Raw genomic sequence first — 22,124 nt, 5'->3', positions numbered from 1 at the left:
ATCCACCCCGCAAGGGGGTGCTGGCGGCTAAAGCCGCTTGAGTCGGTTTTCCTCTCTGTGATAAATCACGGAGCTTCCAACCCTCCCAGGAGTTTTACGTGATTTTGGATTGGGCAACTCCTCTAACTTGACAATTTTGGAGAGCTACGGATACAACTCAATCCAATATCTCAAACTTGAAGTCTTAACAGAGGGTTGGTGTCGGAACATGGATATCAAAAAAGTTGCTAAGGACACGACCAAGGTACTGACAAGTTACCTAACCTACCAAGCTGTAATCATCATCACCAACCAATTGACAGAGACTAACCCTGGTTTAGCTATCTGGCTAAGTGATTTTTCCTCTCAGGGGAAAATCCAGGATGGTGAGGCTTATCTTGAGGAACTGTTACAGGAAAATCAAGAACTGGCTTTCCGAGTGATGACCGTCCGAGATCATCTCGCTGAAGAGGTGGCGGGTTATCTACCGGAGATGGTTCGGCAGGGGATTCAGCAGGGAAATATGGCACATCGCCGCCAGTACCTGGAACGAATGACGCAACTCACTACTTCAGAGACTAACCCTCCCGACTAAGGTCGGAGCCTAAATAATTAATTTCAACAACTACCCTGGAAAATCACAATGCAAACACTACCAAAAGAGCGCCGTTACGAAACTCTGTCCTATTTACCCCCTCTGACTGATGCTCAGACCCAGAAACAGCTTCAGTATATTCTTGAGCAAGGCTTTATTGCTGGGGTAGAATTCAGCGAATCCTCTGCGCCTGAGCAACACTACTGGACTCTGTGGAAGTTGCCTCTGTTTAATGCAACTTCCGTTCGCGAAGTTATGGCGGAAATCGACGAATGCCGTCGGGAATATCCTAAGTGCTTTATCCGCGTTATGGGTTTTGATAACGTGAAGCAGTGCCAAGTTCTCAGCTTTATCGTTCACCGTCCCACTGGCTCACTGTACTAAATCACCCGCTAAAATTTAATCTAGGATTAGGCTAACCGCCAATTTCTAAAATTTTGAGGCAGGGGTGACTCCCTGCCTTTATGATATTGGTAGAATCGATAAAAACCCTTAACCACAGGAATGCTCTACCAACCAAAGGTGTTTACAGGTGGTCTACCCCGTCGCCTGGTTATTCTGTTAATGATCGTGATTGTCCTGGGGGTGTTGTTTCGTTTTGCGAGTCTCGATCGCAAACTATATTCCCATGATGAAGTTTTTACCAATTTGCGATCGGCTGGTTTTACCCGGGAACAGGTAGATCAGCAATTGTTCAGCGATCGCATTTTTACCCCCTCAGAAGTCCTAGAATATCAACGCCTCAAACCCGATAGCACCGCCGCCGATACTATCGCATCTCTGCATAGAAACCCCCATCATCCCCCCCTATATTATCTCATGGCTAGGGGTTGGATGCGAGGCTTTGGCAGTTCGATTTTAGCTTCCCGTCTTTTACCCGCCGTCATTAGTTTAATATCCTTACCGCTTATTTATGCCTTAGCTTGGGAATTATTTCAATCTCCGCTAATTTCCCTCATGGCTACCGCTTTACTAGCTGTTTCTCCGGTGGATGTATTATTAGCGCAAACCGCTCGTCAATACAGCTTAATGACGGCTTTAATTATCGCCTCTAGTCTCATGTTACTCAAGGGGAGTCGGACTAACAATTGGCTGTGGTGGTTGGGTTATGTAATCACCTGCACTTTGGGACTATATACCCATTTATTTTTTGGATTAGTTATAGCTAGTCATATCGGTTGGGGAATCTTGATTTTTGGGTCAGAACCGAGACGGAATTATAAACCACGTCTGTCTTTGTTTTTCATTCAGTTGGGGATATCTATATGTTTAACTTTGGTTCTTTATCTCCCCTGGATAACTGTTATTATCCATAATTGGGAACAGGCTCAAACCTTAACCAGTTGGACTCAGCAATCGATGAGTTTACTGGATTTATCCAAGTTTTGGCTGCTCAGTTTTACGTCGGTTTTAGTTGATATTGACTTTGGCTTTAACAGCTTCTGGACGTATTTATTTAGGCTGCCGTTTTTACTGCTCATTATTTATGCTCTGTATTATGTAAGTGAAACCAATGATAGTCAAACCGGATTGTTTATTTTAACTGCCATTTGGATACCGTTTATCCTGCTGGTTTTACCAGATTTATTATGGGGAGGACAACGTTCCTCTGTCACTCGGTATCTGATCGCTTGTTTTCCGGCTATTCAAATAGCGATCGCTTTTTTATTAGGAACCCACCTTAATAGCGGTCGTAAATCATTATTAGATGGTGAAAAGTTGTGGCTGTGGGTATTAGCCATATTACTAAGTTTTAGTATTATTTCCTTGGGTTTGAGTACAGTTTCATCAACTTGGTGGGATAAAGGTTTAAGCTATTTTAATCATCAAGTGGCTACCGAAATTAATCAAGCCAACTCATCTGTGTTAATTTCCGATGCGGGAAATGGTACTAATACAGGAGATTTAATCTCCCTGAGTTATCTATTAAATAATGATGTGAAACTTATCCTGATGAGTAATCAACCATCATTACAATTAATTCCTGAACAGTCCACCATTTTTGTATTTAGACCTTCTCAGGAATTACAAGAGTTGTTACAGCAAAATTATGGCGACCTTGAGCAAGTCCTGGAGACCCCAGACCTGTGGAAAGTTCAATAATTGCAGAGGAGTTGTAGTCCTATGAAATCTATATTGATGGTTTATCTAATTATTGTTATAATGACAGTAATTGTCAGTATATTTGTGAGAATTTATCAACGAATATCCCATTATAGAACCTTCAAAGATATTAAGCATAATTACAATTACCGCCAACCTAACCAGTGTCTAGTCGGTTTTATTCTTCAACATAAAATCGAGGAAATCACGATGATAACTAATCCGGAAACTACCCCGGGAGTTTTACAATATGGAAAGCGGAAAATCATTGGTGTAATGCGTTATGAAGATGATTATAGACTGATTACCAAAGAATTTGACCAAGATGCAGAAGTGGTTTTGATGAATCCCAAAGTTTTAATATCGTCGAAAATACCTCCTTTGATTCGGATTATTAACCCCCGCAAAAAGAGAAGTTATTACTTTGTGGTTACTGATATATGGGGTAATATAGACCGCCGGAAAACTCGAGAAGTGTTTAATCAACTATCGGCTCATTTTCGGGGTGGAATCATCTCCTATGGTCAACCAACACAAGAGTTAAAAATATTTGTTCAGTCCCTAATAGTGGTGATGTTTATTGGACTGTTGACGACGATTTATAGTAGCTTCAATGCGGCGTATCCTCAACAATTAGGCTTTATTAGCGCCAGTCCCAATGGTGATGTTTTTACGACGGATCATCGTTATTTATATAACTTAGACTCTCAAGGAAATCTGCACAATAAATATGCTTTAAAAGATTTAGGTATTCGAGAAGGAATAACAGACCTACAGGTAAGCGATCGCTCTCAATTATTTCTCGGAAATTGGGAAACTGGAAGAATCGAATATTGTCAACTAGACCAAAATACTTGTCAAGAATTATCAGGTTTTCAGAAAGATACAGGAATAAATTGGGAGTTTCGCAGTACCTTTAAATTTGTTGTTGATCACGAAAAACAGTTAATCTATGCTACGGACACAGCCAGACATCGCCTGGTCGCCTTAACCATGAATGGGGAAATTCTCGAAAGTACCAGAGGGGAAGAAATTTTACCCACCGAGGAAGAAATGTTACTGTGTTATCCCAACGGTATCACCATTGACAATAACGGAAAATTGGCTGTTGCTGATAGTAACAATTTTCGGCTGATTACTTGGTTAACCAATAGCGAAGGCTTGGAAATTACCCCAGATCAACAAATTGATACAGTTCGACCACCACGACCTATTACGGAGTGTCTTCCTGACCACACAACTCGACCTAAAAATTGGATAATTCGCTCCTGGGAAAAACTCTTAAGAGATCATACAAATTACTACATCGAAGGAAGGAGGATCGCTTTAACTGTCGCAGACAGTGGAAAAACATTTCCGATATTTTTGGAACAGGATAACCAGGGCTTTTGGTGGGTGTTAGTTTCTGAAAGTTCCTTTTCCCGTTATAACCTGATTAGGTTCGATCCTAACTGGTCGAGACCCCGCAAAGTTTGGCTACCAGAAACTACTGATATTTCTAACATGACGATCGCAGAAAATCAGGTATTGTTAACAGTACCAGAATATGGTGAAATTTGGGCGATCGCAGTGGATAATTTATCATTCAGTATATTTGGGGATGATACCTTTAAACAGTTGATGTCGGAAATTAAGCAGTCAAAACAAAACTTATTGCGTGTTTATTATCAGAGTCTCATGCTCACAATAATATCCTGTGCTATGGTCTTGGTTATATATCTTTGGGAAAGCCACCAAAAAGCTATGAAATTATTAGGTCTTGACCCGAATTTACCGGGTTATTAGCGCGTCAAATAGTCCTCCCACCCGGTTTATGTAGTGTTTGATGGTAGTTATTTATCGATAAACACAATTACTTAAATATAGACTCCAAACAAAACCTTCTATGGGTCCGATAATGCGAGTCCAGTTTGGTCCTTCTCTACCGTCTGTTATTCCTAAAATTACGCGAGTTCCATTGGGTAAACTACCAACAATTTTACCAGCAGGAGTTGCTCGCACATTTAAGGGAGTTCCGGTAGGGTCATTGACAATACAAGCGCCTACAGGGGTTTGAGCGAGTTGTAATTCCTGAGACGGTTTAACAGAGTCAAAATCAGTAAATGCGATCGCTGCTGTTCCCCAACCCGTAGCGGTGACTAGGATTATTGAAATCATTACAGAACCAGACCAATTATTCATTTATCGGTGTTTGTTGGTGATGATTTGACTATTTCCATTATAGTTGTTAATCGACCGTAAGCAGCCATTTTTTAACCAAACTTAATATTGGTCACTCATGGGTAAGTTTAAACCGGGGTAGAAATTACCATAAATTCCACCCCCAAATTAAGCCTAACTTTCCATAGCTGACACCGACTTAGGGACTCCAGCCGTAAGAACCTCATAACCATCTGTTGTCACCAAGACATCATCCTCAATTCTCACCCCTATTCCCAGCCATCGCTCATGGATCTCTGGTTGTCCTTCCACGGGTTTAATATCCGGTTTAATATAAATCCCCGGTTCCACAGTTAACACCTGTCCTGGCTGCAATAATTGCGGTTCTTCACCCCACTGATAAACCCCGACATCATGAACATCTAAACCCAACCAATGTCCGGTTCTGTGCATATAAAAATGCTTATATTTTTGTTCCTTAATAATCTCCTCAATATCGCCTTTGAGTAATCCTAAATCTAGCAAACCTTCTACCAAAACCCGCACCGCCGTATCATGTAACTGGTTATAGGGATTTCCTGGTTTCACTTGTTCAATGGCGGCGATTTGTGCGCGCAAAACCAACTCATAAATAGTTTTTTGCTCTGGTGTAAACTTACCATTAACGGGAAAAGTGCGAGTAATATCAGCATTATAATATTGATAAGCGCAACCCGCATCAATCAACAATAAATCCTGGTCTTGCATTTGGCGATTATTCTCAATGTAATGCAAAATACAAGCATTTTCACCAGAGGCGACAATGGAAGGATAGGCGGGAGTCGCACCATGTTGACTAAAGAAATATTCAATTTCAGCTTGTACCTGATATTCATACTTCCCGGGTTGAGCAAATTCTCGCGCTCTCTGGTGAGCATCTACAGAAATTTCCGCCGCTTTTCGCATCAATTCCAATTCTTTGGGGCTTTTAATTAGCCTTTGAGGATGGAGAATTGTGCCAGCATCTTGGATAGCAATGGGACCTGTGCCATGTTTAGGATAAACCCGGATTAAATTTTGCCAATGGTTGAGAATTATCTGGTTAAATTGTTGATCAGGTCCTAGTCGGTAATAAATGCGATCGGCTTTTTGCAGGTATTGGGATAATTTTTCGTCTAATTCATGAATGGGATAAGCCTCGTCAGCACCATAAATAGTTTTAGCATTATCAACCCCAACTCGATATCCTGTCCAGGTTTCTTTTTCGGGGTCTTTGGGTTGTACAAATAGAATAAATTTATGTTTTTCGTGGTGGGGTGCTAAGACGGCGACGGCGTTGGGTTCATTAAAGCCAGTTAGGTAGAAAAAATCGCTATCTTGGCGGTAAGAATATTCAACGTCGTTGTGCATAACTGCTGTGGGCGCACTTCTAAAAATGGCAGTACCCCCACCAATTTTAGCCATTAACTGTTCGCGACGCTGTTTATATTCTACTGGTGTGGTCATTGGTTAACTGTTCCTGATAAAGATTCTTGTGGTGTTTGATAATATAGCAGATTTCATTCTGTCAAGCGGGATTGGTAATTGATAATGATGGGTGAGTGGGGGGTGATTAATATAGCGCGTCGCCTCCCGTGGCTGGATATGGTTTCCCTTTCCCGGAGTCGAAGGGGGAGCAAGTATGAGCAAAATTGTAGGGTATGGGGGGTACATGAAAAAACCCAGTCTCTTGAATAAGAAACTGGGCGGAAATTTTCAGAGCGATTTCTCAGGTAGAGAAATTATAATACTGGAGCAAACCGTTCTTTTTCGGGAACTTCAGTGTATTCGGCTACAATTTGCCGAAATTCGTCTCCATCAATGGTTTCTTTTTCGATGAGTAAATCAACTAGGCGATCGATAACTTCGCGGTGATCGCGAATGATTTGACAAGCATCTTGATAACAATGTTCGGCGATCGCTTTAATTTGAGAATCAATGCGGGAAGCAATTTGATTAGAATACTCAGTGCGGGTAGCAAAATCCCGACCCAGGAAAACCTCACCCTGGGAAGATTCCAGAGACAGCGGGCCGAGGTCAGACATACCATAACGAGTCACCATTTGACGAGCCATTCCCGCCACCTGTTGCAGGTCTCCACCCGCGCCGGTGGTAACTTCGGCATCACCAAAGATCACATCTTCAGCGGCGCGACCGCCCAAAGCGCCGGTAATACGAGCGAGAATTTGAGAGCGAGAAATCAAACCCTGATCCTCATCAGGCATAAACCAGGTCAAACCGCGAGCCTGTCCACGAGGAACTAGGGTTACTTTTTGAACGGGATCATGATCTTTAATCAGAGTACCAACGATCGCGTGTCCGATCTCATGATAAGCAATCAGACGCTTAGTTTTACCATCAAGGAGGGGGGTTCCTTCCATACCCGCCACTACCCGATCAACGGCATCATCAATTTCCGCCATGGTAATAGCCTCCTTGCGGCGGCGGGCGGTGAGGATAGCAGCTTCATTAAGTAGGTTCGCCAGGTCAGCCCCAGTAAATCCGGGAGTCCGACGAGCGATCGCTTCCAGAGACACCTGATCGGCAAGTTTTTTATTGCGGGCGTGAACTTCCAAAACTGACAGACGGCCCTTAATATCAGGAGCATCGACTATAACTTGGCGATCGAACCTTCCTGGTCGCAACAAAGCCGAATCAAGAACGTCTGGGCGGTTAGTAGCAGCAATAATAATAATGCCCGTGTTACCCTCAAAACCATCCATTTCAGTTAATAACTGGTTAAGGGTCTGTTCTCGTTCATCATTACCGCCGCCAATACCAGCACCACGCTGGCGACCGACCGCATCAATTTCATCAATAAAGACGATACAGGGGGCAGTTTCCTTAGCCTTCTTAAACAAATCGCGGACCCTGGAAGCCCCAACCCCAACAAACATCTCCACAAATTCCGAACCAGAGATGCTAAAGAAGGGAACCCCAGCCTCACCAGCGATCGCCTTAGCCAGGAGAGTTTTACCAGTTCCCGGAGGTCCAACCAACAAAACACCTTTAGGAATTCTCGCCCCAACAGCCGTAAAGCGTTCCGGCTTTTTCAGGAAGGTAACCACCTCTTGGAGTTCTTCTTTAGCTTCCTCAACCCCGGCTACATCATCAAACAAAACCCCGGTTTTGGCTTCCATAGAGAAACGAGCCTTAGACTTACCGAAGTTCATGGCTTGACCAGGGCCACCCGGCACATTATTAGAACGGCGGAACAGGAAAAACAGTCCCACAATCAACAAAATCGGGAAAACCAAATTTCCTAAAAGTCCCCAAATCGCGCCATCATTACGGGGAGGGTGAGAGTCAAAGCTAATATTAGCAGCACGCAGGCGAGAAATTAGTTCCGGGGCGTTATTAGGCAAATCGACCCGTAGGCGCTGCACTCCATTGTCTAATTGAGGATCAATTGCCTCGACGATCGCCGTCCGTCCCCCCTCATATAGATCGACACTGGTAACGCGCCCAGCATCGAGATAATCTAAGAATCGGCCATAAGTCATGCGAGTGCTGGCTGTATTATTTTGGGCTATATCTGTCGGGGAAGCAGCAAAAGCACCCTGCCATAGGAAGAACCCGATCACCAGAGCCGGGATCGTCCATAGCAGAATTGTTCTCCAAGACGTTTTCATAAATTCCGTTGCCTCTATGTCCTATACATCAGAAGTTTCTTAAAACTCAGCCCAGTTAATGGCTAAGATTAAAGATATTCATAATCTTAACTAAATTTAACGTAAGAGTCTGTGATCAGGCAACCAGGCCGGGGAGTTTAATGGCCCGCTACAGTTGATGAGGGGGAAAAGTCCTGATACGGAAAAATATCAGTGGGATATAATCTGACAATGGGGGACAGCAGGCTATAATCCTAGGAATTGTAGTTAGAGATGATTATTTCGCGCGCGAAGTAGGGTAAAGTTACCGTTGTTGGATTGCCTATATCTAAATCTCAGGAAAGTTATAACTATGGGAGAATTGTCAGAAGGTTGCTAGACACTCAAACTCATATTTCTGAATTCAAGTTGTGAGAATGGGGCGGCAACGTGGCAATTAACATCGAAAGCATGAGATTTAAGTACCCTGATGTACTGGTCAACTGGGTTGTGAGGCAACCCAAACGCTTCTTCTGATCTCAGCTTGACTGTTGAGAACTTTAGTTCCCGATGGCAAGTCTGATGGCCGAAAGAAGAATCTCACGGACTTAGTCCCTCTGAGTGTCACAATTTTTGAGTCTTCGTGAAGTAACGGATTTTTCAGATGCAGAGTAACAAACAGCCCGGACAGTCACAGTCACAGTCACCGTTAGCTAAAGCTACCACTACCACAACCAAACCGACCACTACTACTGTAGTCGGCCGCTCAACGATTCTCAGCGTTGACTTGGGGAGAACCGCAACTAAATCTTGTATTAGTCGCAACCCCGCAGATGTGGTTTTTATTCCCTCGAATGTTGCCCAAATGAGTGTAGAAAAAGCCCGTGGCGGTGGCTTTGAGTCGAAAAACACCGATCCACTGTTGGATCTATGGCTGGAATATCAGGGAAATGGTTTTGCCGTAGGTCAACTGGCTGCTGATTTTGGAGCAAGTCTGTTTGGCGTAGATCCCGCCGCCAACCCCTCCAAGGTGAACGATGCCCTAATTAAGATCTTTGCTTGTGTGGGATATTTCAACCTTAAAGGTGATCTTGATGTGGTGCTGGGCTTACCATTTTACTCTCAAGAACAGTTTGAGCGGGAGAAAGAACAAATTATTAGTCTCCTCACTGGACCCAATACGTTGGTCTTTAGGGGTGAGCAAGTAGTGGTTGATATCCAGAGTGTTCGGGTAATGCCAGAAGGCTATGGTAGCCTGATTTGGTGTGAAGCCCAGGGCAGCAAGGATGCGCCTAACTTTGCGGATCTTTCTGTAGCTGTTGTTGATGTGGGACATCAAACTACGGATTTCTTGACTGTGGATCGCTTCCGCTTTGCTCGTGGGGTTTCTCAGAGTGAAGTGTTTGCCATGAGTAAGTTTTATGAGGAAGTCGCCGCTAAGATTGAGGGAGCCGATGCTCAATCCCTATTCCTCCTAGAGGCAGTACATAAACCTCAAGGACAGCGTTTTTATCGTCCCAGAGGCGCGACTAAACCTGCTAACCTAGATGAAATTGTACCTGAGTTGCGTAAGGTTTTTGCACGGGATCTTTGCGATCGCGTGGTAAAATGGCTCCCAGAAAGGGTCACAGATGTAGTGATTACTGGCGGCGGTGGTGAGTTTTTCTGGCAAGATTTACAACCCCTGCTCAAAGACGCTCAGTTAAGAGCTCATCTGACTCAACCGGCTCGTAAAGCCAACGCCCTAGGACAATATGTCTATGGGGAAGCTCAACTAGCCAAACGCTAATTAATTGGTTTTTTTCATCCCGTTGGGTGGTTTCTCAACGGGATAGCCTGTTTGGGGGTGAAATTAGATCTAATTACTGCTAAACTGGGTTAGTCCTCATTGGCAGGTCTGCCCATACGTCCTACCTAACTATGCTCTGGGTTAATAAAAAACTTACGCAGTCGGTTACTTTTACTGAGGATGCTGCTGATCAAACTCTGTTAGAGGCGATCGAAAAGGAGCTATCTCTCACCAAATATCAAACTTTTAGCAATCTCTGTAAACAGGCTTTGTGGCAGTTTCTGTTGAGTTCTCCCACCACACAGACCCCTGTGGTTAACAATGATTACCGCTCGGAAATTACCTCGGAAAGACCTGTAAACCCCCCTCCTAATCTAAAACCTATTGAAGAGGGTTTATTGAGTCTCCAGAGGCAATTAGGGGTTTTGGAGCGACAGCTACAAGCCCAAAAAACGGAAAATCAAACCCAACAACTTGAGAGTCAGGTTAATCAGTTAACCCAGCAGCTTGCTCAATTTCAGTCGGCGATCGCATCTAAACTAGATGCTACCAATGAGGCGATCGCTCAAATACCTAGTCAATTACCCCAAATTACATCACCTCCCCCACCACCAGAACCCCCTCGGTCAACTGCGCCACCTCCCCCACCACCAGAACCCGTCCACCCCCAAGAAGCCGACCCACTGCTTCAGCGTCTGAGTTCCCTGGTGGATGATTTTTAACATCAAGTTACTGTTGGGAGAGTTGCTATTGGCTTATTTATTCAGGGTCTCTACTGCTATAGCTGCCGCCCAATTGTCAATTTCCCAGGTTTTTAAATACCAATCTTGGGGGGAATATCCAACTATTTTAGCCCGGAAAAGTTGACCATAATTTTGGGGTAAAATCTCCACATCTTTTAAGCCCATTAATCCCGTACCAGTGGCTTTTAGTAAGGCTTCTTTCGCAGTCCAAAGCTGAAAAAAAGCCCGGTTTTGTGCGGATTTTGGATAGTTATAAAGTTGGGAATATTCCGCCTCACAAAAAAAGCGTTTGGCTAAGGTTAATCCATCCAGGGGGCGGATTTTTTCCAAGTCAATACCAACTCTGCGGTTCAAGGCGATCGCATATAGAGCCTTACCGTGGGAGTGGGAAAGATTAAACTGAATTTCACCCTGAGAATTTCCGGTAATTAAACCCGGTTTTCCCTGGGGAGTATAGGCGAATTCCAACCCCTGGGGAGCCACCCCCACATAAGAGGCTAAAATCTGGCGGAGAATGGCACGAGCGGCGGTAAAATGGAGGCGATCGCTCTCCCGACGAAACCGCGCCGCCCTTTGTCTTTCCTCAGCACTTAGGAGTCCTTCCAGACCAGCAATTTGACTTAAATTCAAATCCAAATCAGCCTGCCAAACCTCGACGCTCGGAGCGATCGCATCATCCCCAAACGGGGTAAAATGAACCCGTTGCCACATTTAACGCCTAGCGCCAGAAGGCAATTGAGGAATAGGCTGTAAATCCCTAGGTAAAGCCGGACGATCCAAAGAATCAACACCCTGAATATCAATCAATTCGCCATCATCTTCAGGCAGAAGACCGAGTTCAGCCCCATTAATAATAGCACCAAGTAACTTCGGCCGATATTTTTTCGGTCCAGTTTGCTCCTCATCAGTTTCCGTCAACTGATCAGCCAATTGATTCATCTGAGCCGACATAGTACAATTAGCTCTAGCCACCAAAACCATGCCATCAGTTAACGGTTCCAGAGTCAAGGCATCATTATGATCACTCCAAGCAGGTACATCGACAATCACCACATCAAAGCGATGGCGCACCTCTTTAAGTAAACGTCGCATCTCACTAGACTCTAGCACCGCCGTCACTTGTTTTAAGGGACCCGGGGAGGGAATCACATAGAGATTTTCCACATCTGGAACCATGCGGATACAATTATTCAAATCTCCGTAATAGCGCAAAGGTTCCCAACGGTCTTGAGAATCAATAGCCAATCGCATTCTCTCAGCTTGGCTTGGCGATCGCAAATCTGCCTCAATTATCAAAGTCCGTTTTCCGGCTCTCGCGGAGGCGATCGCCAAATTATAGGCTGTCAGAGTCTTACCTTCCGGTCCCTTAGTGCTAGTCATCAACACCACCTTCGGAGGTTTTTGGCCGTTACTGAACAAATTACTACGCACCTGCTCATAAGGTTCCAAATACCGAGAATTATGATGTAGTAGTAAAGGCATATCCCAATCCGCATGGTCATCCAAAACATTGGGAACCACCCCCAGAATCGGAATTTCTCGTTCTTTCAAAGCGCCCTGAATCTCCTCCCAGGTGTAGAATTTACCGCTAAGTATACCCAACGCAAAAATCAGCACCGCACCAACTATCACCCCACCAAAGCCACCCGCAGCCATGACCAGGATTAAACTAGGTGGTGGTGGTGGATCTTCCACATCAGGAGCCGCCGCCTCCTGAACCACCTGTAAACTGCTCACCGTTTCCGCTTCCGCCGCCTGAGCGTCAGCCAATTGCGCCTGCATTTTATCGTAGAGAGCCTGTCTATAACCCACCTGTTGTTCTAGCCGCATTTTCTCCATTTGCTTATTAGGAATAGTGGCATATTCCCGTTCTAGTCTTTGTCCCACCTCACGGCTAGTAGCAATTTCTTGGAGTAGAGTTTCTTGCTGAGTTTGCAGGTTAATTAAATTTTGAGCAATTTGCTGTCGGGAGGGGTCTAAGGAAGAATCAACCCGAATTTGGTCAACCTGTCGCAGGGGAGCCGCCACTCCATGACCTCCGAGAACCTCAGAAGCTCTCGCTTGTAATTGCTGTTCGCTTGCCTGTTGTTGTTTAATTAAATCTGCTACCTGGGGATGAGCATCGGTAAAATCCTTACGGAGAAACTCTAACTGAGACTCAATTTGATACAGTTGTACTCGCAATTGAGCAATAATTGGATCAGCGGTCAGCGCTTGGGAAACATAGGCCTGATCGACATTCAATCCTAGTCTACCTTCCAAACTAGCGATTTGAGCATTAATAGAATCCAGTCTCAATTCAAGCTGTTCTACATGATTTCTATTGGAAATAATCGACTGAGGTAAGGAACCACTTGTGATCGCCAATAAAGTAGCGCCTTCTCGCCTATCATACTCTTCCAGAGTATTTTCAGCTTCTCTCAAGTCCGCTCTCGCTGGTCCCATGCGATCTTGAATTGTGTCGATAATATTGCGGAGTTGTTCGGTATTAATTAAACGGCTCTGTTCGATAATCTCCCGCATTAATACATTGACCACTTCCACAGAGCGATCGCGATTATAATCTCTAAAGGTGACTTGAATTGTACCCGGTTGACCACCCTCTCCCGGTCTAATTTGAATCCTAGCGTTAGCACGAAAATCTCTAGGGGTAATCATCGTTTCATTTAACACCGCCTCAATCACACGGGGTTGTAGTAACATCCGGTCCGTGAGTTGTTGTCCTTGCTGTCGAATATTCTGACCTGTTTGGGAGAACAAAACGGGCGGATTTTTATAGGTTAAAACTCCTCTGGCTTCGTAGGGAGGTCTTGGCGGCGCTTCCAAAATCATACCCACCCCCCCAGAAATTCCCAACGCTACTACAAAGGCGGCTAATCCAGCAACTTTATAGTTTTCAAAGGCGATTAAATAGCGTTTAACAATTGGTAAAGTCATGGCAATCTCAGGATTTTGGGTAATAGCAATTTGGTATTTACAGCCTTTTCAGTAATCATGCCATAGGCCGTCAAAGTCCCTCTCCCCCATGGGAGAGGGATTTAGGGTGAGGGTAATGTTTAGCACAATTTATCAACAAGCTGTATACCTTTAATTATTCTGTTATTGGTCGGGTCCAAATAATCGTTCAGCCGAGTTAATGAGTTGTTGAAAGAAGAGAGTAAAACCGAGGACATCGCGAAAGGGTTGGGTAAAGTTATTGAGAAACACAGTGACCTGGGTAATCAGATTACGATTAATCACAATCACATCTTCATCTTGTAGTAGAATATTGTCGGTTTGGTCTCCTCTAAGTAGATTTTTACCATTCAGAATCTGAGTAGTTGTTTGTTGAGATTGTCGGTCATATCGAATCAGGGCAATTTTATCGAGGTCTCCAGTTTGTAAAGGTACATTAGCGAGGATATCAATAAAGGTGCTACCATTGGGTAAGGCTACAGCACCGATCGCATTTCCGGCATAACTAAGAATTCTGACGGTAATTTGCTGGTTAACTAAAGTTGAACTAGCCACTAATTTGCGATCGTAGTCTCTCTCATCCACATCAGGAGCTAGTGGTAGTACAATCACCGAATCACCATTAGATAGAGAAACATCCGGGAGAGCCGTAGCTTCTGCTAAGGGTGTATATAGATCTATGATATCTTCTAAAACTCGACCATCAACGGTAGTGCGACAAACTAGGACGGTACGCAAATCAGCAGTTAATGTCGCACCTCCGGCCGCTAACAGAGCCGTAGAGACGCGAGAACCCCCAGCCGGGAGGGTATAGAAACCTGGTTGCACAACTTCCCCAACGACGGTTACTTGGGCGGGAACTGGTGCAGCAGCCAGACTATAATTTTCTAACAGATCTCGCTCTACGCCTTCTGATGGGCTAACCTCCATAGTGGGAACTGTAATCACATCGCGATCGCTTAGGCGAATATTAGGCGGTTCCATACCCAATAATAGGGGGGTAAATAGGTCGATTTGGGTTTCGAGGGTTTGTCCGGTGGGTAAAGTCCGGCGCACAGTAATCCGTCGTAAATCTGCCCCTGGTCTAGTTCCCCCCGCCGTAGTCAAGGCGACAATTAGCTGTGGTGATGGTAGGGGATAAAAACCTGGTCTGGCAATTTTTCCGGTCACGGTGACTTGTACCGGTCGCTGATTGACCAGAGAGACGACAACTTCAGGGTTTCTGACAAATTGAGCTAGGCGGGGTTGAATATTCTGGCGCACCTGTTCTAAGGTTAATCCTTCCAATTCCACTAGACCAATTAAAGGCATAGCTAGGGAACCTTGAGGACCAATGGTAGCATTGGGAATAGTTAATTCTTGGGAACGCTGACCATTGACAAACACATCAATAAAAATCTGATCTCCAGGTCCTAGCTCATAACTTTTCATGCGATCGCCAACAGGGCCTTCAAACACAGAAGGTTCCACCGGAATACCAGAGGGTCTGGTCTGAATGGGAGCATCCACATTGCGGAAAAGCTCTAATAGTGTAGGCCAGTCCGGTTGTACTGGTGCGGGTTGTCCGCCGCCTCTCGGTAGGGGTTGATTCACAAAGGAGCGAGGTAAGATGCACCGATCAGGTATCCTTTGAGCCATAGACTTTCCGCCACTGGTGATGATGGCTAAAGGAATAATACTCGCCACTGAGTAGAGACTGGTGAGGAATAGGGATTTAATCGGGTTGAGGTTAGCGCCCATATCAACACTGTGGATAACTGTTTATTCTGGCTGGAAAATCGTGGTCATCAATTCTTTTTGGATATCCTGACCGAGGGATTGAGCTATAGTTGCCACTGTTTCTATGTCACCCAAAGGCTCCATAGGAATCATAATACTGACAGCTACCCAGGGAGCGCGATCGCCTCTTAGTTGAGCTTGGCGATCGGCAAAAAACCAGTGACTTGGTGCGGGAGAACCGCCATTATGCCAAGCATACCATTGTACAAGGGCATAGGTTTGGTGGGGGTTCCAAGCCCGAAAAAATCTGGCGTTAATTGTCACTGGTTGGGGGGAGTCTAGGGTCAATTGCAGGGTACGATGGGAGTCAGTTCTGAGGCTCTGTAACCCTTGCATATCCATCCATTCGACTTGGGGCTGGTCTTTATAATAGTTTTGGGGAAACAGCAATAGCAGGACTTCGGTATCATTTTGTTTGAGGCTCTGCAAAGACCATCTCCTCGCCCCCACTTGAATGGTATCATGATTGGTAGTTTCCCACCCTGGTACGGTTAAACCCTCACGGCGAATGGTTTGCAGTTGAGGGAGAGCTTGAATATCAGGCATATCTGACCAGGACCAGCCACCCCGAAAGAAACCGGGAAGGGTCCCTACCAAAAATAGGACTAGGAGAAATCCCAATAGTACCCATTGAGAGGGTTTTAGCTGTAGTTTGGGGGTTTCATGGCTGGTGGGTTCAAGATTCGGGGCTGATTTGTCCATTATCTTCGGATTCCTCTTGCTCAGGGAAATAATATTGCATTAATTTCATCACAATCACCAATAGACCCAACATAGAAGCAGAATATAGGTCTCCTCCCCACCCTTCATGAAGCCAATCAAAAAGTTCTTGATTACCTGTGCCGAAAAACAGAGTTAATAGGGTATTGCGGATAATATTCGCGACAATACTCGTCAAAGCTGCTGCCACCAAGAAGAGGATGGTTTTGGTTCTCGAAGCGATCGCACCCGTCCAGTACAATAACATTAAACCGACATACAGACTGGTAAATAACATTTTCAGGCCTGCACAGTGCGGCGCTACCTCAACAATTTGTCCATTTACATAGAGATAGATTTGATCTACTGTCACCGGGACGTTAAACTGGATCAGAACAAATCCCGCCATATTGGCGATAAAGGTTTGTAGAGGCAGGGCTAAAGGCTCTATCAGATAGGGGATATGGTTAGGGGTTGCCAGTAGCACAAATAATAAGGCTATCCCCTGTAATTTTAGCCCAGGTATTCCTTTGAGCCAGAGGCAGAGTCCGGCTAGAATCATCGGAAAGGACAGATTGACTAAATCGGAGATACTACTGAGGTAGAAAACGCCACCGAGTCCTAATAATACTCCCCCCAAGGGGTCCAGTTGATTGGGTAGTTTGTTCCACTGGTGGCGGTTATTCCATGCAATATAAGCCGCGAAGGGTAGACCAATTACGCCGTGGCTAAAATATTCATGTTCGATGCTAATGCTTTTGTTCAGCCAGCCATCGTACCAATGCACGAGCAAAGGGCCGTATAATAACACCAACAAGGCGCAAGCCAATCCGATAAATAGATTTCGCTCTATCGCCACAGGAATTTTCGGTTGAGTTTCCATAAGCCTTAATAATTCTGTAATCGAGCCACATTCCCACCTGATTCGATGTCCCTATTTGGTCGCGAACACCTCGCACCTACTCGTTTTTAATTCCCAAGGCTGTGCGAATAGCTGCGACTACCCGATTAATCTGATCACTGGTAATTCCAGGATACATGGGTAAAGATAGAATCTGCTGGCTGAGGGTTTCAGTTTTGGGAAAGTCTCCAGCTTTGTATCCCAGATCAGTATAACCGGGTTGTAGGTGACAGGGGATGGGATAGTGAATACCTGTTTGCACCCCTAATTCATTCAGTTTAGCTTGTAGCTGATCGCGAGTGAGGGAACATTCCTCGGTCACACGAATTACATACAGATGATAAACATGACCGCCTTCACTGTAGTTGTAAATGGGGATAATGCCATATTCTTTGAGTACCATCAATTGAACATCATACTGTTCGGCGGCTAAATTGCGATCGCGGTTCCACCCTGGTAAATGACGCAATTTGACGTTAAGAACGGCGGATTGTATAGTATCTAAGCGGCTGTTAGTTCCCAATTCCGTATGCACATATTTTTCCGGTGCGCCATAATTCCTCAGAATTCGCGCCTGTTTAGCTACGGTTTCATCGGAAGTCACCACCATACCCCCACTACCAAAAGCGCCTAGATTTTTGCTAGGGTAGAAACTAAAGGCGGCGGCGCGACCGATAGAACCGGCGCGATAGTTTTCGCAGGTAGCCAGATGAGCTTGTGCCGCATCTTCAAATACAATTAAGTTATGAGTTAGGGCTAGGTCCAGCAGTTGGCTAGGGGTGACAATTTGACCATATAGATGCACTGGTAAAATCGCCTTAGTTTTTTCGGTGACCGCCCTTTCGGCTGCGGCTATATCAATTAAAGCGGTGTTTAATTCACAGTCTACCAAAACGGGTTTGGCTCTGGCTTGCAAAATGCCAATAATGGTAGCAATAAAGGTATTGGCTGGGACTAAAACTTCGTCTCCTGGTTTCACCCCACAGGCTTGTAAACCGATGGCGATCGCATCAGTTCCGCAGGCGACACCCACCCCATATTCTGCACCACAGGCTGTAGCAAAATCCGCCTCAAATTCTTGCAGAGCGCGTCCCAGAATAAAATCTCCGCGTCCAATTACTGCATGAATTGCCTTTTCAATTTCATCGGTAAGTTCCTGATATTGAAAGGATAAATCAACAAAGGGAATAGGTGCCATAGAATCGGTCATGATTTTAGCCAATATGGAACAATTTGGGTGTCTATTTTTTACGGTGAAATTAGCCGAATTAACCAAAATAAAGCTGGAGTCTGGGGGGGTTCAGTAGTTAATCCCTTATGACCATACCACTGAATCTAACTGCATTTAAAAGCCGTTTCATGACCCACAATTAGGATGAATTCCGCCTTGATTGCAGATATGGGTAATTTGAGCATCACTCAAGTTTTGCACTCTGGAAAAATCAGCCCCCTGCATTCGGTTTGAGGTTTCACCTTGATGGGTTTCTTCGATAAACTCATCAGTGCGAGTTTCCCGATTAACCACAAAGGTCACCCCCTCAAAATTTGCGCCATGTAGTCTAGCACCCTGTAGGTTAACTAAACTCAGGTCAGCATTACTCAGGTTAGCATTTTGTAACCTAGCGTTTCTAAAATTAGTGCCAGTGAGTTGAGCTTGACTGAGGTTAGCATTCTGAAGATTAGCGCCTTGGAAGTCAGCGCCGGATAAGGAACCCCTTTGTAGATCTGCTTCCCGGAGGTCAGCAAACATAAATTGGGTTCCTTGGGCGTTAATCTGACTCATACGGGCTAATTTGAGGTCTGAGCGTGACAGATTAGCGTTAGTGATATCTGCTCCGGTCAAACTAGCTTCTTTTAGATTAGCATTTTCTAGGTTAGTGCCAATCAGACTAGCACTGCTAAAATTACTGCCATTCAAATCAGCATTTGATAAATTAGCGCGGTCTAGGGTCCCATTTAACAGGTTAGTGCGCCGCATGATGACGGGACTCATAAAAGCGCCTGTGAGGTCAACAGAGGTCAAATCAGCGCCGCTGAGGTCTGAGATCAAGTCGTCAAAGGTGTTAAAACGTCCGTCAGGTCCTGGTGAAGCAAAGCGACTATTACGGAAATTTGCATGGGTCATGATCGCACTGCGGAAACTGATCCCAGATAGGTCGGTTTGGTCTAGTACGAGGGTAAACTGAGCGGGAGGGGTGGTAGTTTGACCGAGATGAACACGACTGAGATCGGCTTGTTGGATAAAACCGCCATAGACTTTGAGAATTTTGGCGATCGCCCTTTGAGTAGCCTGCTGTCGTTGGGAAACAATACGTCTTTGCCGTTGGTCCGCCCCAAACCTCATGAAATCGAGGTCATTTCTCAAGGCTTGATTCAGTTTGCGGATGTTAGGTAAAGCCACCGGACCTGTACTCACCAAAGCCTGTTGAATCACCTCTAGCAATATGGGGTCATCTTCTTGACCGAGTAAATCCACCAATAGGGGAACAGCGCGGGGGTCTTGTAGGGTTCCTAAAGCTAAAATTGCTCCCCGCCGTTGTGCGGGGTCGGTGTTGGCGGTGGGAGAAAGGCGACCCACCAGCGCCAGGAATATTTCGTTATCTTGATTTTGGGAGGCGCGAAGGTTGGCTTGATTTTGAATATAAACTTGAGTACCAATAAAGGTTCCCAAAACCGCTGCCATGCTGGCGCTACCGACGATAATTAGGGTTAAGCCAGGATATTGTCGCATCCATTGCCATAAATTCCACTCTGGGAGTTTTGGCTTAGAGGTCAAGACGATCGCTTTGACGGATTGGTTTTCTTCTTCCCAGTCGTAGGAGGTAAATGGATTGGTAAAGAAGGAAGTCGCCGCGGGTTGTACATAAGTACCAGCCAGCAAATCGTGTCCGGTGCGACTGTGGAAGCGCCGCCCCATTAGTCCGTCAGCGACGAGCATAATTCCCGATAACCCCATAAATACCAGGAGATTGGGGAATGCGCCTGTCGCTTGCCAAACTAGATAGGCGATACCGACGGGAATGCCCCAACGCCCGATGGTTTCCCTGGCGATAATCCGTGAAAATCCGGGGGGGAGTTGTCTGGAGTTGACTACACGAACCCCAAACCAGCGTTTGGGAAGGGTTTGTCCGGTGGTGGACAATAGATAAAGCTGCCAGGAGGCGATCGCTATCGGCAAAATTAAGGCACCAGACCAAAAGAAATTCGTCAATGGAGATACACGGGGCTGGCGATCGCGCATTGGTAGTCCCAAGGTAGCTGCCACAGTTTCGGCTGTTCCTCTGACTACTGGGTTGAGGGGGACTGACACAGAACCGCGATTAGCAATCGCACCGATGGTCAATGGGGCTAATCCCCCCACGATTACTAGGGAGATCTCGACCGCCCAAGCACTGCAGCGACGCACCCAAAAGGGGAGTTGTTTGGCTTGTTTTTGCCAGGTAGGCGTTGGTTGGTCGATGCTGGGTCGGTTTGCAGTCGGACTAGCCATAATTAATAATTGCCTTTGTCTGAATCTTTGATGATGGGTTAAGCAGATTTCTTTAAATCTTGGGTTTTTGGGATGATTTGAATACTTGATAACCTATGTACACTATCACCCCGACTACCGCAAGACTTATGGCTAAGGAAATTAATTCGACAAGGGTTTTTAATAGGGCTAACCCGGCGATGACTCCCACACTGGCTACGGCTATCTGTCCGGCTTTGGGTAATCTCTTGAACCGCGCCATCAACTGACCATATAGGGTTTTTAGGCTGCTGTTTAAGTTGGAGGGGGTGGGATTTATGGGTGCATTGGGGTTAACTTCGGCTTCGAGTTCCTCGAGGCGACGATTGATTTTCGGGTCGTCTTGGTAGTTCAAGGGATTTCTCCTCCGGGGATATAAAACAACGCTTTACCATTGTACAAGGAGATTAAGAGGGTGGGTTATGACTAATATTAACTTGGGTCAAGTTTTCACCGCTGGACTTCTGGGGGTTTCCCTGTTTCTGGCTGCGGCGGAGTCGGCTTTGGCTGACAGGCGATCGGTTTCTCCTGGGGTGGCTGTCACTTTATCGGGAACTTCGGGGGGAAGTTCTAATAGCCGAGACTGTGGTTGGATCGCTGAGAGTCCTAATCATATTCTGGATGTGACTCAGGATCTACCATATTGGAGTATTACTGTACAGACGGCTGGGGCTCCCACTTTACTGATTGATGGTCCGGCTGGTCGCTATTGTGTACTCCCGGAGAGTCCCTCTGGGTCTATTTTACAGTTTTCCGGTTATGGTACTCGCGGGACTTATCGGATTTTTATTGGCGATCGCCAACAGTCTCAACATCCTTATAGCCTTTCTATTTCTGACCGTAAGCCCTAGATTTCTGGCTTTTTGGGGCGATCGGTGACTCGATTCTGTTTCCCATTACGGCTGATTATGTCATAGTAAATCACTGCTGTAATGGATTGGAAAAACGGCCAAGTCAGCGCACTCATTGCAATTAACACAGCCAAGATAATTAAGAAATTCACCAAAGCTGCTAAGTCATACGGCAAAATTACACTGATAACTAATCGGCTGATTGTCATAATCAACTGACCCCCAATGCTGACGGGGAACGTGGCTAGACCTGCGACTATCAGAATCCAGATAATTTTAAAGGCTGATTCTTTGGTTATTTGCCAACTCTTGCTAATTGCTCCGGTGGCAGTCATCGGGTTTTCTACGGCTAGAATCACGTCACATATATACAGGCGGGCTGATATCCACATCAACCCTATATATAGCATTAGTCAAGGTGGTTAGGACGCAGCTTTGAGAACGGAATCCATGG

Annotated in this window: 19 protein-coding genes; 7 read left to right on the top strand and 12 right to left on the bottom strand. The window is 45.4% G+C overall.

Annotated features, from left to right (window positions below):
- Positions 1-208: 208 nt before the first annotated feature.
- The 4 genes from rcbX (at position 209) to P5683_RS13780 (ending at position 4,462) form a co-directional block, all read left to right on the top strand.
- On the top strand, positions 209-574 hold the full coding sequence (rcbX, locus tag P5683_RS13795; protein ID WP_006623658.1) for a RuBisCO chaperone RbcX: 366 nt from the start codon (positions 209-211) through the stop codon (positions 572-574).
- A 48-nt stretch (positions 575-622) separates the two neighbouring features.
- The gene (locus P5683_RS13790) at positions 623-958 is read left to right on the top strand and encodes a ribulose bisphosphate carboxylase small subunit (RefSeq protein WP_006623659.1); all 336 of its coding nucleotides are present in this window, start codon (positions 623-625) and stop codon (positions 956-958) included.
- A gap of 120 nt (positions 959-1,078) precedes the next feature.
- Positions 1,079-2,677, top strand: a complete 1,599-nt coding sequence (locus tag P5683_RS13785) for a glycosyltransferase family 39 protein (protein ID WP_006623660.1) — start codon at positions 1,079-1,081, stop codon at positions 2,675-2,677.
- Positions 2,678-2,698: 21 nt separating this feature from the next.
- Positions 2,699-4,462, top strand: coding sequence for a hypothetical protein (locus tag P5683_RS13780; protein ID WP_187757750.1), 1,764 nt, complete (start codon positions 2,699-2,701; stop codon positions 4,460-4,462).
- A gap of 51 nt (positions 4,463-4,513) precedes the next feature.
- Here the strand turns inward: P5683_RS13780 and P5683_RS13775 are convergent, their stop codons facing one another.
- The 3 genes from P5683_RS13775 to ftsH2 form a co-directional block, all read right to left on the bottom strand.
- Positions 4,514-4,858, bottom strand: coding sequence for an SH3 domain-containing protein (locus P5683_RS13775; protein ID WP_006623662.1), 345 nt, complete (start codon positions 4,856-4,858; stop codon positions 4,514-4,516).
- A 153-nt stretch (positions 4,859-5,011) separates the two neighbouring features.
- Positions 5,012-6,322, bottom strand: a complete 1,311-nt coding sequence (locus tag P5683_RS13770; protein ID WP_006623663.1) for an aminopeptidase P N-terminal domain-containing protein — start codon at positions 6,320-6,322, stop codon at positions 5,012-5,014.
- A gap of 275 nt (positions 6,323-6,597) precedes the next feature.
- Positions 6,598-8,487 carry an ATP-dependent zinc metalloprotease FtsH2 gene (gene ftsH2, locus P5683_RS13765; protein WP_006668579.1) on the bottom strand — a complete coding sequence of 630 codons (1,890 nt, stop codon included), beginning with the start codon at positions 8,485-8,487 and terminating at the stop codon, positions 6,598-6,600.
- Positions 8,488-9,109: 622 nt separating this feature from the next.
- Here ftsH2 and P5683_RS13760 point away from each other — a divergent pair.
- On the top strand, positions 9,110-10,234 hold the full coding sequence (locus tag P5683_RS13760) for a ParM/StbA family protein (RefSeq protein WP_008053981.1): 1,125 nt from the start codon (positions 9,110-9,112) through the stop codon (positions 10,232-10,234).
- Between the two features lie 131 nt (positions 10,235-10,365).
- Positions 10,366-10,956 carry a hypothetical protein gene (locus tag P5683_RS13755; RefSeq protein WP_006623666.1) on the top strand — a complete coding sequence of 197 codons (591 nt, stop codon included), beginning with the start codon at positions 10,366-10,368 and terminating at the stop codon, positions 10,954-10,956.
- Between the two features lie 33 nt (positions 10,957-10,989).
- Here the strand turns inward: P5683_RS13755 and P5683_RS13750 are convergent, their stop codons facing one another.
- The 8 genes from P5683_RS13750 to P5683_RS13715 all read right to left on the bottom strand — a co-directional run bounded on the left by P5683_RS13750 (position 10,990) and on the right by P5683_RS13715 (position 21,174).
- Positions 10,990-11,688: a 4'-phosphopantetheinyl transferase superfamily protein gene (locus P5683_RS13750; protein WP_315639852.1), complete on the bottom strand. Its 699-nt coding sequence runs from the start codon at positions 11,686-11,688 to the stop codon at positions 10,990-10,992.
- Complete coding sequence (locus tag P5683_RS13745; RefSeq protein ID WP_006668576.1) at positions 11,689-13,914, bottom strand: tyrosine-protein kinase domain-containing protein; 2,226 nt, start codon at positions 13,912-13,914, stop codon at positions 11,689-11,691.
- Between the two features lie 162 nt (positions 13,915-14,076).
- On the bottom strand, positions 14,077-15,672 hold the full coding sequence (locus P5683_RS13740; protein ID WP_006668575.1) for an SLBB domain-containing protein: 1,596 nt from the start codon (positions 15,670-15,672) through the stop codon (positions 14,077-14,079).
- A 21-nt stretch (positions 15,673-15,693) separates the two neighbouring features.
- Positions 15,694-16,413, bottom strand: coding sequence for a cyanoexosortase B system-associated protein (locus P5683_RS13735; protein ID WP_315639853.1), 720 nt, complete (start codon positions 16,411-16,413; stop codon positions 15,694-15,696).
- Entirely contained in the window at positions 16,388-17,293 is a 906-nt protein-coding gene (gene crtB, locus P5683_RS13730; RefSeq protein ID WP_315639855.1) for a cyanoexosortase B, read from the bottom strand. The genes P5683_RS13735 and crtB overlap by 26 nt, the downstream gene beginning before the upstream one ends.
- A 76-nt stretch (positions 17,294-17,369) precedes the next feature.
- Positions 17,370-18,521 (bottom strand): DegT/DnrJ/EryC1/StrS aminotransferase family protein, encoded by a 1,152-nt coding sequence (locus P5683_RS13725; RefSeq protein ID WP_035759161.1) that lies wholly within the window; start codon positions 18,519-18,521, stop codon positions 17,370-17,372.
- A gap of 147 nt (positions 18,522-18,668) precedes the next feature.
- A complete protein-coding gene (locus P5683_RS13720; protein ID WP_006668573.1) occupies positions 18,669-20,801 on the bottom strand; it encodes a pentapeptide repeat-containing protein in 2,133 nt (710 codons plus the stop codon).
- 52 nt (positions 20,802-20,853) lie between these two features.
- The gene (locus P5683_RS13715) at positions 20,854-21,174 is read right to left on the bottom strand and encodes a hypothetical protein (protein ID WP_006623674.1); all 321 of its coding nucleotides are present in this window, start codon (positions 21,172-21,174) and stop codon (positions 20,854-20,856) included.
- Positions 21,175-21,241: 67 nt separating this feature from the next.
- Between P5683_RS13715 and P5683_RS13710 the strand changes: the two genes are divergently transcribed.
- On the top strand, positions 21,242-21,670 hold the full coding sequence (locus P5683_RS13710) for a hypothetical protein (RefSeq protein ID WP_187757754.1): 429 nt from the start codon (positions 21,242-21,244) through the stop codon (positions 21,668-21,670).
- Here the strand turns inward: P5683_RS13710 and P5683_RS13705 are convergent.
- Positions 21,667-22,080, bottom strand: coding sequence for a glycerophosphoryl diester phosphodiesterase membrane domain-containing protein (locus P5683_RS13705; RefSeq protein ID WP_315639857.1), 414 nt, complete (start codon positions 22,078-22,080; stop codon positions 21,667-21,669). The genes P5683_RS13710 and P5683_RS13705 overlap by 4 nt on opposite strands.
- Positions 22,081-22,124: the final 44 nt, after the last annotated feature.

The organism is Limnospira sp. PMC 1279.21 (genome assembly GCF_032349615.1).
In the GTDB taxonomy this organism is placed as follows: domain Bacteria; phylum Cyanobacteriota; class Cyanobacteriia; order Cyanobacteriales; family Microcoleaceae; genus Limnospira; species Limnospira fusiformis.
Note: the sequence above shows the minus strand (reverse complement) of the source record. Positions and strands in the feature narration are given on the sequence as shown.

Bases quoted from the DNA above. Each gene is read 5' to 3' on its own strand.
- rcbX (WP_006623658.1), top strand. From the start codon at position 209: ATGGATATCAAAAAAGTTGCTAAGGACACGACCAAGGTACTGACAAGT.
- P5683_RS13790 (WP_006623659.1), top strand. From the start codon at position 623: ATGCAAACACTACCAAAAGAGCGCCGTTACGAAACTCTGTCCTATTTA.
- P5683_RS13785 (WP_006623660.1), top strand. From the start codon at position 1,079: ATGCTCTACCAACCAAAGGTGTTTACAGGTGGTCTACCCCGTCGCCTG.
- P5683_RS13780 (WP_187757750.1), top strand. From the start codon at position 2,699: ATGAAATCTATATTGATGGTTTATCTAATTATTGTTATAATGACAGTA.
- P5683_RS13775 (WP_006623662.1), bottom strand. From the start codon at position 4,858: ATGAATAATTGGTCTGGTTCTGTAATGATTTCAATAATCCTAGTCACC.
- P5683_RS13770 (WP_006623663.1), bottom strand. From the start codon at position 6,322: ATGACCACACCAGTAGAATATAAACAGCGTCGCGAACAGTTAATGGCT.
- ftsH2 (WP_006668579.1), bottom strand. From the start codon at position 8,487: ATGAAAACGTCTTGGAGAACAATTCTGCTATGGACGATCCCGGCTCTG.
- P5683_RS13760 (WP_008053981.1), top strand. From the start codon at position 9,110: ATGCAGAGTAACAAACAGCCCGGACAGTCACAGTCACAGTCACCGTTA.
- P5683_RS13755 (WP_006623666.1), top strand. From the start codon at position 10,366: ATGCTCTGGGTTAATAAAAAACTTACGCAGTCGGTTACTTTTACTGAG.
- P5683_RS13750 (WP_315639852.1), bottom strand. From the start codon at position 11,688: ATGTGGCAACGGGTTCATTTTACCCCGTTTGGGGATGATGCGATCGCT.
- P5683_RS13745 (WP_006668576.1), bottom strand. From the start codon at position 13,914: ATGACTTTACCAATTGTTAAACGCTATTTAATCGCCTTTGAAAACTAT.
- P5683_RS13740 (WP_006668575.1), bottom strand. From the start codon at position 15,672: ATGGGCGCTAACCTCAACCCGATTAAATCCCTATTCCTCACCAGTCTC.
- P5683_RS13735 (WP_315639853.1), bottom strand. From the start codon at position 16,413: ATGGACAAATCAGCCCCGAATCTTGAACCCACCAGCCATGAAACCCCC.
- crtB (WP_315639855.1), bottom strand. From the start codon at position 17,293: ATGGAAACTCAACCGAAAATTCCTGTGGCGATAGAGCGAAATCTATTT.
- P5683_RS13725 (WP_035759161.1), bottom strand. From the start codon at position 18,521: ATGACCGATTCTATGGCACCTATTCCCTTTGTTGATTTATCCTTTCAA.
- P5683_RS13720 (WP_006668573.1), bottom strand. From the start codon at position 20,801: ATGGCTAGTCCGACTGCAAACCGACCCAGCATCGACCAACCAACGCCT.
- P5683_RS13710 (WP_187757754.1), top strand. From the start codon at position 21,242: ATGACTAATATTAACTTGGGTCAAGTTTTCACCGCTGGACTTCTGGGG.
- P5683_RS13705 (WP_315639857.1), bottom strand. From the start codon at position 22,080: ATGCTATATATAGGGTTGATGTGGATATCAGCCCGCCTGTATATATGT.